This window comes from Pelotalea chapellei (genome assembly GCF_018531195.1).
Classification (GTDB): Bacteria; Desulfobacterota; Desulfuromonadia; order Geobacterales; family Pseudopelobacteraceae; genus Pelotalea; species Pelotalea chapellei.
Window position 1 is genome coordinate 255,563 of the sequence record NZ_JAHDYS010000001.1, and the last position, 14,061, is coordinate 269,623.

Below are 14,061 nucleotides of genomic sequence, written 5' to 3' on the forward strand. Positions count from 1 at the left end.
GTACTCACCTACAATCAAGATCTCTGAACACCGGATGACAGCAGGCCCGGCGAACTATAAATGCCCAGAATAACGCTTTTCAAAAAAATACTGGCCGTCACACTGCTGCTTTCGCTACTGCCGCTTCTGGCGGTCTCGCTTATCCTCTTGTCTAACCTCGAATCGGTCAACACCCGCCTGGCGGCCGAAATATCCGAGACAGCAGACACCCAGGCCGCAGAATCACTGCAGATGCGTGCACAGCATGTGGCCGAGACAGTCGCCGATTTCCTCCACAAATGCGAAGCAGATCTGCTTTTCCTTACCAGAACTCCTCTCAACAACCGGCATCTGCTCAATTTCTATGTGACCAGGCGCAGCGAAGTATGGGAACGACGCGGCACCGCATCTATGCCACGTGAAAACCGGGAGATGATTCCGCTCTACCGCTCGATTGCCTATATCGATCGGAATGGCAGGGAACGCGTGGTGATCAGGGACGGAAAATTTCTGCCGTCTGACCAGTTGAACAATGTAGCAACACCAGCCGGAACGGAATTCAAAACCGAGAACTATTTCGAGCAGGTACGTCAATTAAAACCAGGTGCTATCTATGTTTCACACCTGACCGGCTTCCATGTATCGAAACAGGAACAGCTCAACGGAGCAACCGAGCCGGAAACAGCCTATCAGGGGGCAGCCTATCAGGGTGTCATCCGTTTTGGCGCCCCTTTATTCGACAGCGCGGGAGCTTTCAGCGGAATGGTGGTGATTTCTCTTGATCATCGTCATCTGATGGAACTCTCCCAGCATATCGATCCCGGCCGCAACTTCTCCACTGTTTTCCCCTCTTACAAAAGCGGCAATTACGCCTTTCTGTTTGATGATGAAGGCTGGATCATAACTCACCCCAAATATTGGGACATCCGCGGGCTCGACCGTAATGGCAGGCAGCTTCCCCCCTACACATCGCGCTCCAGTCAGGCTGATATAGACAGCGGACGCATACCTTACAATCTCGATCACGCCGGCTTCGTTCACCCCAACTATCCCAAAGTGGCAGCAGACATCAGGAACCACAAGATCGGTCACGTGGACATCACTAATGTGGGTGGCGCAAAAAAAATCATGTCCTATGCCCCCATCCCCTACGACACCGGCGATTACGGCAAACACGGCATTTTCGGCGGCGTAACGATCGGATTTCAGGTCGATCAGTTCCACGATGCGGCACGCAAAGGAAGCCACCTGATCAACCGCGAACTTCGGGGACATCGTACCTTGAGCGCTTTTATCATACTTGCCACAGCCATGCTGGCCGGGTTTTCCGCCTGGCTGCTCTCAAGCGGGATCACAAGACCGCTAAACCAGCTGATCGATGGAGCACGACGACTCGCAGAAGGGGATACTCGCAGCAGGGTCTGTGTCTCCTCCAGGGATGAGCTGGGTGAACTTGCCAATACGTTCAACTTCATGTCCCATGAACTTGAGTTGCGCAAAACAAGCCTGCTCTCCACCCTCGACGAACTACGGCGATCGCGCCTCGAAATCCTGGACGAACGAAACTTCAAGGAGAGTATTCTTGAAAGTATTTCCAGCGCCATCATCACCTTCTCCCCGGATGGACTCCTAACCTCGATCAATGGGACCGGCAGAAAATTCCTGGGAACCGGGATACCTGTCGGCATGCACTACCGCGATGTTTTCCATGGCTGGAATGGTGTGACGGAACAAACGGAAAGAATTTTATCCGGGGAAGGAGCCTATGGCCGGCACCCTCTGCACCTTGACAGAGGCAATGGCATGACACATTTTGAGATCGGCTTTTTCCCCATCGGAAAGAATGATACGCAAGGACTGACCGTAACCATGCGCAACGAGACCGAAAAGGAAAAATTGCGCGAAGAGATGATGCGGCTCGACAGACTGGCATCCCTCGGCAAACTCTCTGCCGGGATCGCGCACGAGGTGCGAAACCCCCTCACCGGCATCTCACTTCTTCTGGATGATCTGCACGACACCGCCACACTGGCTGCGGATGACAAGAATATGATCAAGAAAGCCCTGGCAGAGATAGAACGCCTTGAGCGCCTGATCAGCGCACTGTTGAATTATTCTTCCCCTGTTCGTGCAAACTTCAGGATGAGCGACCTTAATGGAGTCATAAACGACACGGTCCTGCTTATACAGCGGCAGTGCAATCGGCAGAAGGTTCATATCAGCTTTGAAGCCGGGGAGATTCCATCCTTCTGGTTTGATCCTGAAAAGATCAAACAGGCACTGCTGAATATCATCAAAAATGCCCTTGAAGCCATGCCGCACGGGGGAGAAATTCTTATCCGAACAGTCGCGGAAGGCACACATGTTACACTTGTCGTATCTGATACCGGGCCCGGGATCAGTCACGAGGACCTGCCACTCATTTTCGAACCTTTTTTCACTCGTAAAGGGGCTGGGACAGGGCTGGGACTCTCCATCACCCAGCGCATAGTGGAAGAACACAATGGTCGGATTCGAGTGGAGAGTTCCGCTGCAGCAGGAACAATTTTCACCCTGGAGCTGCCGATGACCATTGTTCCAAAAGGATAGCCATGGAAAAAATTCTTATTATCGATGATGAAGCCTTCATCTGTGAAAATGTTGAACGGATTCTGGGAGACGACGGCTACCAGGTCTGTTCGGCCAGTACCGGCAGCCAGGCCAGGGAGGCAGTGCTTTCCAATGACGTGGATCTGGCCCTGCTTGATCTCAATCTTGGCGCTGAAGACGGTATTGATGTACTCAAGATGCTCAAGGAACTCGATCCGAATCTGCTGGTCATCATCATCACCGGTTATGGTTCAGTGGAAAGTGCAGTGGATGCACTCAAGCTGGGCGCATTCCATTACATGAAAAAACCCTTTAAAGCCGATGCATTGCGTGTGATTGTTAAACTTGCGCTGCAAACCCAGGTTCTCAAACGGGAGGTGCGTAACCTGAAGAGGGCCGATGGCTTTCTGCCGGGTCGCTTCCCCATGATCGGAACCAGCAAGGCATTCGGTGCCGTGATCAATCAGGTTCGCGAGATAGCCCGCATTCCTTCAACCGTTCTGATCACCGGAGAGTCGGGAACCGGCAAAGAACTGGTTGCCCGCGGCATCCACGACCTGTCAGACAGAAGAGATGCCGCTTTTGTCGGTATCAACTGCGCTTCCTTGCCTGCCAATCTGCTGGAAAGCGAATTATTCGGCCACGAAAAAGGGGCGTTTACCAACGCAACCAGCCGCAAGCCTGGTCTTTTTGAAGAAGCACATCATGGTACGATATTTCTTGATGAGATAGGCGAGATGGACATGTCCATGCAGGCCAAACTGCTGCGTGTTCTGCAGGAACGAACCATCCGCCGCGTGGGCGGAGTCAAGGACATCGTCATCGACGTGCGGGTGATCGCGGCCACAAACCGAAACCTGCAGGACAAAATTGCCAATTCCAGCTTTAGGGAGGACCTCTTCTATCGCTTGAATGTCTTTCCTATTCATATCCCCCCACTTCGTGAACGGCCCGATGACATCCCGCACCTGGCAGCCTATTTCCTGGACAGTTTCAGCAATTCTTTCGGCAGGGATTTTCGCCGGATTTCACCGGAGGCCTCAGAGTTAATGAGCAGCTATGCCTGGCCCGGCAACATCCGCGAACTGAGGAACGTCATCGAACGCATCTGCATCATGAATCACGGCCCTGAGCTGCTGCCCGAACAGCTTCCCCAGGAAATGCGGGGGTTCTTTCCGCTCACTGCTCCCCTGAATTCCTATGCAAACAGCCGCACGCATCTTCCTGCGGACAAAGGGCTGGAAGAAGCTGTGATGGACTTTGAAAAAGCGATCATTGGCCAGGCCCTGCAGAAAACAAAGGGGAACGTCCTGCAAACGGCAACCATGCTGAGGATTCCACGCGGAACCCTTCGTTACAAAATGGAAAAATACGGTTTATAGGAGGAACTTCATGCAGCTTGTAAAAATGATACTCACCCTCTTGATGATTGTTGTCATGCCCCTCTCCTCAACAGCAGCGCCCTTGCAGGAGAAAGCCATTTTTGCAGGGGGCTGTTTCTGGTGTATGGAGGCGCCCTTCGACAAGTTGAACGGCGTGATTTCCGTTGAATCCGGCTACACCGGCGGCACCGTTAAAAACCCCACCTACGAGCAGGTCTCCAGCGGCGGTACCGGTCATGCAGAGGCGGTACAGATCACCTATGACCCGTCTAAGATCAGCTATAAAAGCCTGCTCGGAGTCTTCTGGCACAACATCGATCCCACAGTCAAAGACAGGCAGTTCTGCGACACCGGGCACCAGTACCGCTCGGCCATCTTTTATCAAGGGGAAGAGCAGCGTAAGGCAGCCCTGGAATCAAAGTCGGCTCTGGAAAAGAACAAGCGCTTCAAAGGAACAGTACAGACAGAAATTGCCCAGGCTGGAGTTTTTTATCCCGCAGAGGAGTACCACCAGCACTACTACAAGAAAAATCCCCTGCGCTACAAATACTACCGGACAAGTTGCGGTCGTGATCGTAAGCTGAAAGAACTGTGGGGAGATGCTGCAGGAAGGTAAACATTGACTCCTGCTCCGGGAAGAGGTGTTATAATTAAATGACATCAGGCTCTACGTCTGAAAGGAGGAGGACACATGAAAACCACCATGCAGCCACTAACATTTGCTGAGATGACAGTCGGTGAAATTGTAGCCGACGATTATAGGACTTCCAGAATATTTGAAAAATATGGCATAGATTTCTGCTGTGGTGGCAAGACCACCATCTCAACAGCCTGCAGGGAAAAGGGAATCAGCGAGACTGTCCTGTTTGATGAAATCGCAAACATAAAAAAAGAGGCCGCAGAGCGCAGCAGCCAGTATGGGTCATGGGAAATACCCTTCCTGACTGATTATATTATCAACGTTCACCACACCTATTTGAAGGACAACCTTGCAAAGATAGCCGCAAACGCGCGAAAAATTGCAGGGGTCCACGGGAAGCATCACCCGGAGGTAATCGAGATTGCCTCTATTTTCGAGAAAATTGCTGCCGATATGACTATTCACCTCAAAGAGGAAGAAGAGGTTTTTTTCCCTGCTCTGAAACGGCTGGATGGCTTCATAAAAAGCAGCCTGACCCCGGATGCAAAGGATGTTGAAACTGTCAGATCAGTGCTTTCACAACTAGGCCACGAGCACGATGAAATAGGCGAAGCCGTGCACAGGATCCGTCATCTGGCCAAGAGTTTTGAGGTACCTGATGATGTCTGTCCCACTTTCAGGGTTACCTACCTGGAGCTGAATGAATTCGAGGACGATCTGCACAAACATGTGCATCTGGAGAACAACATACTTTTTCCCAAGGCTGACAAGATCCTGCAAGCGCTCTAGGAATCGCCCTTACATCGTACATAACGATCGGGAGGATACGGCAATGCTGTCAACCTCCCGTTTTGTTATAGCGGAAACTCACTGACTCCGCGCACCACATTTCAACAAGACCTCCAACAGAACAGGAAAACAATGTCCGAAAAACATGACATCAAGCCAGATCAATCCATAGAGCTTCTCAAGGAACTGCACATACTCACCCGCGACGGCAAGCTGAACCAGGATAGCAGACGCAAACTAAAGCAGGTGAATCACCTCTGCCAGTTCATTGAACCGCTGCTGAACGAAGTGCGACAGAATCATGGGGTCACGCTGGTTGATCATGGCGCCGGCAAGTCATACCTCGGCTTCATCCTTTACGATCTCTTTTTCAAGAACAGTAATGACAGCTCGCACATTTTCGGTATCGAGACGCGGGACGAGCTCGTAGAGAAATCAAAAGATCTGGCCCGGAGACTGGAATTCCCGGGCATGTCGTTTCTGAAGCTGTCCGTGGCCGATTCCATCGAATCTGATTTACTGCCAGCTACTGTTGATGTAGTTACCGCCCTTCATGCCTGCGATACCGCCACCGATGACGCCATCCGGTTCGCCCTGCTCAAGAAGGCGCGTTTCATAGTGCTGGTGCCCTGCTGCCAAGCCGAAGTGGCAGCCCACCTCAGAAAGAACAAAGGCCAAGTACTGGCAAAACAGGCTTTCACAGAAATCTGGCGGCACCCGCTGCACACCCGTGAATTCGGCAGCATGGTGACAAATGTACTGCGTTGTCTGCAGTTGGAGGCCCATGGCTACCAGGTCAATGTCACCGAACTGGTGGGATGGGAGCATTCAATGAAAAATGAACTGATCATCGCCAGATATATGGATCTCCCCCGCCGACGTCCTGCAGACCGGCTTAAAGAAGTGCTGCAGACCCTCGGACTTGAAGATATGAACCAGCGTTTCTTTACCAGCCTGTAAGGGCTGCCTGCCTACCTGAAAAATCCGCCTTACTGGCGGATTTCAGCCACACCGGATGGCCGATTTCGGCCACCTTCGTCATTTCCGCCAGCTGTCCCCCCTGCCCTACGCAATCAATCTTCTTTTAATTAAAGCCTTTGCCTTGCCCTCCCCTGGTGGCATCTGTATTGCAGTATAACAGAACACCATCTCGTATTTCCCGTATACCCATCAGCACAACCACAACAAAGGAGGTAAGTTATGATCAGAAAAATTGCTGCATCAGCGCTCGTCATGGCGCTGGCCCTTCCGGGAATCTCCCAGGCGGCCCGAGTAAAAATCGGTTTTGTAAACTCGATTACCGGCCCCGAAGCCCCCATTGGTGAGAACCTCACTAATGGCGTCACCCTGGCACTGGAGGATCTCAAAAAGAAAGGGATCGAAGTTGACCTGATCAAAGAGGACGACACAGGTAAACCTGAAAAATCCCTGGCTGCCTTTGAAAAGCTGGCCACCCGCGACAATGTTGCAGGAGTTGTTGGACCCTACACTTCAGCCTGTTCCAGTGCTGTTGCCAGCCAGGCCGACAAGTACAAGGTACCCTTGCTGATTCCTGCTGCTGCGAAAGAAGAGATCACCCGCAAAGGGTACAAATATGTTTTCCGCCTCAATGCTCCGGCAGATGTCTATTCCTCAGTACTGATGGATGCAGTACAGACCATCGACAAGCCAAAAACGATTGCTTTCATCTACGAAAGTACTGACTTCGGTACATCGACAGTCAAAACTGCCAAGGAATACGCCAAGAAGCTCGGGATTCAAGAGGTAGCGGACGAAAAATACCAGAAAGGCGCCCCTGACTTCCGCTCGACACTGACCAAGATCAAGTCAAAAAACCCCGATCTTGTTTTCATGGTTTCTTACGTGGTTGATGCCATAACCCTCATGCGTCAGTCGAAGGAAATCGGCCTGTCCCCCAAAGCCTTCCTCGGCGGCGGAGCCGGCTTCACTACTGCCCAGTTCCTTGCCCAGAAAGAGATTTCCAACATGGTCATGTCCAGCACCCAGTGGACTGACGATGTGAGCTGGCCCGGTGCGGCAGATTTCGCCAAACGCTATACTGCAAAATTCAAAAAAGAACCGACCTACCACGCTGCCTGTGCCTATGAGGCAATGGTTATCATGGCAGAGACAGCTTCAAAGAATGGTGGTGACCGCGACAAAACCCGTAACGGACTCAAAGCGGGACATTGGAATGGAGTCATGGGTGAAGTCAAGTTCGCCGACTATGCCGGCTTCACCAATCAGAACAACCACCAGATGCTGGTCCAGCAGGTCCAAAACGGCAAATACGAAACCGTATTCCCCCCCAAATTTGCAACCAAAAAAGCTTTGTATCCTTTTAAGTGGAAGTAACATTCAGGGGTTCAGGTGCGGGCAATCAGGAATAAGAATCACCTGATTGTCCCGCCCTGATTCCCGACTCCGGAGTTTCATCATGACCTTTTCCGTTCTGCTGCAATCCATCATAAGCGGTATGCTGGTCGGTGGCGTCTACGCCCTGATCGGCATCGGCCTGACCATTATTTTCGGCGTCATGCGGGTGATCAATTTTGCTCATGGCGATATCATGATGGTCGGTATGTACCTGACCTTCTTCCTTTTTACCCTGCTCGGAATTGATCCGTTTGTATCGGTTCTGATTACCATGCCGCTCATGTTTCTGTTCGGCGCACTGATGCAGAAAGTATTCATCAATCGCGTCCTCAGTGCCCTTCCCCAGAACCAGATCCTGCTGACCATCGGCCTGGGCCTGATCATGAGCAACAGTGCCATGTTGGCCTTCACATCCGACTATAAAATACTGACCACCAGCTACTCGTCATCCAGCTACAGCCTGGGAGGCATTTCAATTTCCCAACCGCTGCTGATCTCATTCCTGATCACCTGCGCCATCACCGTCGGTCTTTACTGGTTTCTGATGAGAACAGACACCGGGCAGGCTATTCGCGCCACGGCCCAGGACCGGGAAGCTGCCCAACTGATGGGAATCAACGTCAAATGGATGTCAATCCTCTCCTTCGGCATCGGCTCTGCAATGGCCGGAACCGCCGGAGCCCTGATTGCCCCGACCTATTACATCTTTCCTCAAGTCGGCAGCGCTTTCACTCTGAAAGCCTTTGTCATCACCGTTCTGGGTGGAATGGGCAGCATCATCGGGGCTACCCTGGGGGGCATCATCATCGGCCTGGTTGAATCAGTGTCAGCTGTCACCATCTCATCCGAATGGAAGGACGTGGTCGTATTTGCCATATTCCTGCTTGTACTTCTCATCAAACCCTCGGGTCTGATGGGCAAATCACGCCTGTAAGCGGAGAATTCGAAACAATGAAATCCATACATCCCTTAACTTCAATACGCGGGGCAAGCGCCGTCCAGATCATGTTCGGCATTGTGATAATCGCAGCACTGTTTGCGTTTCCACAGTTTGTTGAAAGCCCCTATGCCCTCCACATGATGATCCTCTTCTTCCTCAGCACACTGATGGGATCAAGCTGGAACATTATCGGCGGGTATACAGGGCAATATTCAGTTGGTCATGCCGCCTATTTCGGGACCGGCGCCTATACCACCATGATTCTGCTCACCACCAAGGAGATCCCACCCTGGCAAGGGATGTGGATCGGTATGTTTGCAGCCGTAATCGTGGCCCTGATAGTCGGCAGCATCTGTTTCAGGCTACGTGGTCCCTACTTTGTTCTGGCATCCATTGCCGTGGCGGAGATAGTCAGAATTACGGCTCTCAACCTCACCGATCTGACCAAAGGAGCTGAAGGCATCCTGGTGACGGACATCCCTCCTTTTAAAATTGGAGAGTTGTTGATTACCGACTTTGCCAGCAAGGTTCCCTATTACTACATCGCCCTTGTCCTGGCACTCGCGATTATCCTGGTCACCTGGCTGGTGCAGCATTCCAAACTGGGCTACTACTTTCAGGCCATCCGCGAAGATCAGGATGCAGCCCACTCCCTTGGCATCAACCTGACCATCTGGAAGAACACCCCTTTGGTAATCTCGGCAGTGTTTACCTCTCTGGCAGGCAGTTTCTACGCGATCTTCATCAAATTCATCGACCCCACAACCGTTTTGCCGCTTGATCTGTCGGTACAGATCGTGTTGATCAGCATCATCGGCGGCATCGGCACTATTTGGGGGCCAGTGGTCGGTTCTCTGGTACTGGTTCCACTCTCCGAAGCATTGCGCAGCAATGTGATTGCCCAATGGCTGATCAATTCAGGAATGGTCGATGCTGAATCGGGAACCGGAGTTTTCCTCAAGGAACATCTTGCTCACGCCCATGTCCTGATCTATGGAATTCTGGTGGTTGTGGTTATTCTTTTTATGCCGGAAGGTGTCATGGGCTACGTAAAAAAACTTGCCGCAAAGAAAAAAGGGGGTGAAGCCTGATGGCCATCCTGGAAATCAAGCATGTCAGTAAACTTTTCGGCGGATTGGCCGCCAATTCCGATGTTTCATTTGAAATGACCGAAGGAATGATCATGGGATTGATCGGCCCCAACGGTGCGGGTAAGACCACTCTTTTCAACTGCATTACAGGCTACTATCCCCCCACCAAGGGTGAAGTAATCTTTGAAGGAAGAAAGATGAACGGCCTGCAGCCCGATGCCGTCTGCAAGCTCGGAATGGCCAGAACCTGGCAGAAGGTGCGCCCGCTGGCCAAAATGACAGTGGTGGATAATGTCATGGTCGGAGCTTTGTGCCGTACCAATTCCATCAAGGTAGCTCGGGAGATGGCCATGGAACAGATCCGGGTTGTCCGGCTGGAGCACAGGGCGAACTTTCTGGCTGGTGGTCTGCCCATCGGTGAGCGTAAAAAGCTGGAAGTTGCCAGGGTTCTTGCGACAAACCCCAAGCTCCTGCTGCTGGATGAGGTCATGGGTGGCCTCAATCCTGCGGAGAGCGAGGAAATCATTCAGCTGATCCTGGACATCAAGCAAAAGGGCAAAATAACCCAGATGGTCATTGAACATGACATGAAAGCCATCATGAGAATCTCGGACAGGATTGTCGTTCTCAACTCCGGGGAAAAACTTGCTGAAGGCGAGCCCAAGGATATCGTCAGCAATCCTGAAGTCATTACAGCGTATCTGGGAAGCGAATAACTAACGAACCTATCAGGGCATTCAGTAGAAGGATAATCATCCTTTCAGCTTCTGAGCTCTTGATACTTCAGAGGAAACCAATGCTTACAATCAACAAACTCAACTTCAGCTACGGAGACATGCAGGTTCTGTGGAATATCGATCTGGCGGTTCATGAAGGTGAGATCGTTACCGTAGTCGGCGCCAACGGCTCCGGTAAATCCACGACCCTCAAGAACATCTCCCGTCTCGTTGCCCCCCAGTCCGGGAACATCGATTTCCAGGGCGAAAACATCAATTCACTTGAATCACATCAAGTAGTTGAGCGCGGTCTCGTCCAGGTTCCTGAAGGGCGCAAGATTTTTCCGGAAATGACTGTGCTTGAAAACCTTCGCATGGGCTCCTTTATCAAGAGCGCCCGCCCGACGCGTGAGGCCAATGTAGAGCGGGTCTTCACCATGTTTCCACGTCTCAAGGAACGCCAGAAGCAGCTTGGCGGCACCATGTCCGGCGGTGAGCAGCAGATGCTGGCCATTGCCAGGGGGCTGATGACCAATCCCAAGCTGTTGCTGCTTGATGAGCCCTCACTTGGGCTTTCACCCCTGTTCGTCAAAATCATCTTCGAGATAATCCAGGAGATCAATAAGCAGGGAGTCACCATCCTGCTGGTGGAACAGAATGTCTTTCAGTCGCTGAAAATCTCGGATCGCGCCTATGTACTCGAAACAGGAAGGATTGTTCTTTCCGGAACCGGCAGCGAGTTGTTGAGTAACGACCACGTCAAGAAGGCATTTTTGGGGATGTAATAGGGCAGGTTAAGGTTAAGTCTGAGGTTGAGGGTAAAAACCGGACTAATCATAAAAGGAGCAGAGATTATGCAAACCGTAGATCAATGGATGACCCAAAATCCCTATACCATTGAAGCTGACGCCTCCATTATCGAGGCCATGCACCTGATGAAGGAAAAAAACATTCGCCGCCTTCCCGTTACCTGCAAGGGTACCTTCTGCGGCCTTATCACTGATTTGATGATCAAAAGCTTTACTCCTGGCCAGTCGAGCTCCTTGGATACCTGGGAGGTACACTACATTCTCTCCAAAGCCACGGTTAAAGACGCCATGAACCCGCAGCCTTTCACCATAACGCCCGAAGCCCCGCTCTACCAGGCTGCCCAGATCATTCGTGACAACAAGCTCAACGGGTTGTGTGTCACGGACAGCAGCAACAGACTGGTTGGCCTTTTGACTACCACCAACCTCATGGAAGCACTGATTTCGATCTGCGGAACGAAATAGGGCGAGGCATGCCTCGCCCCTACCTTAAATGATAAGGGCGCCTTGCCGGCGCCCTTTCTCATTCAGAATATCTGCCGATATATCCTTCCACATCGAATTTCCGCCGACACCCCTTATCATTCATGTACCTGATCTTGCCAAACACCGGTCGCTCTCCCCAGGCACGGTCGTGGACACCGCCGATACTCCAGGCGATGCCGGTATAGCCGTTGGGATCACGCCCATCCAGTTCGTAGCGGTCATTGAGGTAAATAGCAACCTGCATCGCCTCTTCCGGAGACGGCGACCACTCCAGAATTTTCTTGGCCCAGTACATACGCATATAGCCATGCATTCTGCCTGTTGTCACCATCTCCCGCTGAGCCGCATTCCAGAGTGGATCATGGGTCCGGCTGCATTCAAATTGTTGAGGGGTGTAGAGAAATTCACGCTGATCGTGGCGATGGGCTTTTAGTGTCTGCCGCGCCCAATCAGGAAAACCTTCAATGCAGTCATAGTTCATGTTGTACCAGCAGAAGTTATCTGAAAGCTCCCGCCGTACAACAAGTTCTTCCAGAAAAGCATCTCCCGAAGGAGTGCCTCCGGCTGCCCTGCCTGCTTCAAGAGCCACCCGTTGTGCAGAGATTTGACCAAAGTGAAGATAAGGTGACAGGCCGGACTGGCCACTGAGATTGGGATCGTTCCTTAATAGGTCATAGCCATCCAGACCGGACAGAATGAAATCGCGCAAATGGCGATGTGCTGCCGAGCCGCCAGGCTCCACCGTGGTCACCTCCTGCACACTGCGATCGACCTGCAGGGAGGAAAGAACCGATGCGTAGTCAGCTTTATTCAAATGAGGTTGGGATGATGGCCAGGGAAACGGGTGATACTGTAACGGAGGAAAATCCTCAAGAAAATCAGACAAAAGACGGTGAATCTTTGGTCTGATGGTATAAGCACCGAACTCCTGTTTGGTTGATGCTACCCGGCAGGGCACGATGTTGTGGGCGTCAACTTCGATAAAGGAGACACTGGATGCTGCGGCAGCCTCCTCGCGCCACCCCCGCTTGATGCGTAGCGGATCAAAATCGGTAACCACACCGCCAACGGAATGTTGTTGTATAAACGTAATGATTTCAGCGGGAGGATGTCCCTGGAGTAGGTAAAAGGGGATACCCAGGGCTGCAAGTCGTGCAGCGCATTCTTCTAATCCTTTGAGCATGAACCCGTACTGCCGGAGAGTTGCCCCCAGAAAGGCAGGTGCAAGAATGAAGACCACTGCCAGCGGTACCTGGTGCTCAAGAGCCAATTGCTGGGCATGGATCAGCGCCCAGTTATCATTCACGCGCTGATCGCGGCTCATCCAGTAAATGATCGGGCCATCCGAAAGAGGGAGCGAGTTAAGCTGGTGAAGGCGGCCCGGATGTACTATCACTGCCGTTTTACACGGGGGTCAAGGGCATCACGGACCCCTTCCCCCAGCAGGTTGTAGGCCAGCACCGTTACCAGGATTGCCAGACCGGGGAAGAGGGAGAGCCACCAGGCAAATTCGATGTAGTCCTTACCGGAAGTGAGGATATTGCCCCAACTGGGGGTGGGAGGCTGGACTCCTATGCCGAGGAATGAAAGAGCTGACTCGGTAAGGATGGCACCGGCAACCCCTAGCGTGGCGGAAACCAGCACCGGAGACATGGCATTGGGCAGAATATGGCGGAAAATGATACGGCGATCAGAGCAGCCGATGCTGCGGGCGGCCAGAATATAGTCCATTTCGCGAATCGACAGTGTCTCTGCCCTTACCAGCCTGGCGACTCCCATCCAGCCGGTCAGCCCGATGACCATCATGATGTACCAAATGGAAGGCTCGAGGAAGGTAATCACTGCCAGAATCAGAAAGAAGGCAGGAAAACAGAGCATGATGTCTACCATGCGCATCAGAATGGTATCCACAACTCCGCTGTAATACCCGGCGACGAGTCCGACAACAGTGCCGATAAACACAGCTATGCCGACAGCCACGAAACCTACCTTGAGCGAGATACGCGAACCGTACAGAATACGACTGAAAACATCCCGCCCAAGCTCATCGGTACCAAACCAGTGCTGCCACGAGGGAGGTGCCAATACCTGCCAGGCATTGATGGCATTGGGCTCATAGGGTGAGATCAACGGGGCCGCGAGAGCTGCAGTCAGGAACAGCAGCACCACAATTCCTCCAGCTACGGCAAGTTTGTTATGCCGGAGGCGTGGCCAAAAGATGGAAGAGAAATAAGAGTTTTTAAAGGACATGAGATTCCATTACA

At 52.1% G+C, this 14,061-nt stretch carries 13 protein-coding genes; 11 read left to right on the plus strand and 2 right to left on the minus strand.

Translation table 11 applies throughout. The features are described 5' to 3' along the window. The first annotated feature begins 60 nt into the window (after positions 1-60). The 11 genes from KJB30_RS01180 (at position 61) to KJB30_RS01230 (ending at position 11,776) form a co-directional block, all read left to right on the plus strand. On the plus strand, positions 61-2,568 hold the full coding sequence (locus KJB30_RS01180) for a PAS domain-containing sensor histidine kinase (protein ID WP_214296088.1): 2,508 nt from the start codon (positions 61-63) through the stop codon (positions 2,566-2,568). Positions 2,569-2,570: 2 nt separating this feature from the next. Further along, positions 2,571-3,950 (plus strand): sigma-54-dependent transcriptional regulator, encoded by a 1,380-nt coding sequence (locus KJB30_RS01185; RefSeq protein WP_214296089.1) that lies wholly within the window; start codon positions 2,571-2,573, stop codon positions 3,948-3,950. Positions 3,951-3,960: 10 nt separating this feature from the next. Next, positions 3,961-4,566 (plus strand): peptide-methionine (S)-S-oxide reductase MsrA, encoded by a 606-nt coding sequence (msrA, locus tag KJB30_RS01190; protein WP_214296090.1) that lies wholly within the window; start codon positions 3,961-3,963, stop codon positions 4,564-4,566. Positions 4,567-4,641: 75 nt separating this feature from the next. Continuing rightward, the gene (ric, locus tag KJB30_RS01195; RefSeq protein ID WP_214296091.1) at positions 4,642-5,379 is read left to right on the plus strand and encodes an iron-sulfur cluster repair di-iron protein; all 738 of its coding nucleotides are present in this window, start codon (positions 4,642-4,644) and stop codon (positions 5,377-5,379) included. Between the two features lie 132 nt (positions 5,380-5,511). After that, on the plus strand, positions 5,512-6,339 hold the full coding sequence (locus KJB30_RS01200; RefSeq protein ID WP_214296092.1) for a class I SAM-dependent methyltransferase: 828 nt from the start codon (positions 5,512-5,514) through the stop codon (positions 6,337-6,339). Positions 6,340-6,579: 240 nt separating this feature from the next. Continuing rightward, positions 6,580-7,734, plus strand: coding sequence for an ABC transporter substrate-binding protein (locus tag KJB30_RS01205; protein ID WP_214296093.1), 1,155 nt, complete (start codon positions 6,580-6,582; stop codon positions 7,732-7,734). An 82-nt stretch (positions 7,735-7,816) separates the two neighbouring features. Then, complete coding sequence (locus KJB30_RS01210) at positions 7,817-8,689, plus strand: branched-chain amino acid ABC transporter permease (protein ID WP_214296094.1); 873 nt, start codon at positions 7,817-7,819, stop codon at positions 8,687-8,689. Positions 8,690-8,706: 17 nt separating this feature from the next. Then, complete coding sequence (locus KJB30_RS01215) at positions 8,707-9,786, plus strand: branched-chain amino acid ABC transporter permease (protein ID WP_214296095.1); 1,080 nt, start codon at positions 8,707-8,709, stop codon at positions 9,784-9,786. Beyond that, on the plus strand, positions 9,786-10,502 hold the full coding sequence (locus tag KJB30_RS01220; RefSeq protein ID WP_214296096.1) for an ABC transporter ATP-binding protein: 717 nt from the start codon (positions 9,786-9,788) through the stop codon (positions 10,500-10,502). The genes KJB30_RS01215 and KJB30_RS01220 overlap by 1 nt, the downstream gene beginning before the upstream one ends. Before the next feature lie 80 nt (positions 10,503-10,582). Then, complete coding sequence (locus tag KJB30_RS01225; RefSeq protein WP_214296097.1) at positions 10,583-11,287, plus strand: ABC transporter ATP-binding protein; 705 nt, start codon at positions 10,583-10,585, stop codon at positions 11,285-11,287. Positions 11,288-11,356: 69 nt separating this feature from the next. Then, positions 11,357-11,776 carry a CBS domain-containing protein gene (locus tag KJB30_RS01230; protein WP_214296098.1) on the plus strand — a complete coding sequence of 140 codons (420 nt, stop codon included), beginning with the start codon at positions 11,357-11,359 and terminating at the stop codon, positions 11,774-11,776. 58 nt (positions 11,777-11,834) lie between these two features. Here the strand turns inward: KJB30_RS01230 and KJB30_RS01235 are convergent, their stop codons facing one another. After that, entirely contained in the window at positions 11,835-13,193 is a 1,359-nt protein-coding gene (locus tag KJB30_RS01235; protein WP_496198518.1) for a deoxyribodipyrimidine photo-lyase, read from the minus strand. After that, the gene (opp4C, locus tag KJB30_RS01240) at positions 13,190-14,047 is read right to left on the minus strand and encodes an oligopeptide ABC transporter permease (RefSeq protein WP_214296099.1); all 858 of its coding nucleotides are present in this window, start codon (positions 14,045-14,047) and stop codon (positions 13,190-13,192) included. Before opp4C ends, KJB30_RS01235 begins: the two co-directional genes overlap by 4 nt. Positions 14,048-14,061: the final 14 nt, after the last annotated feature.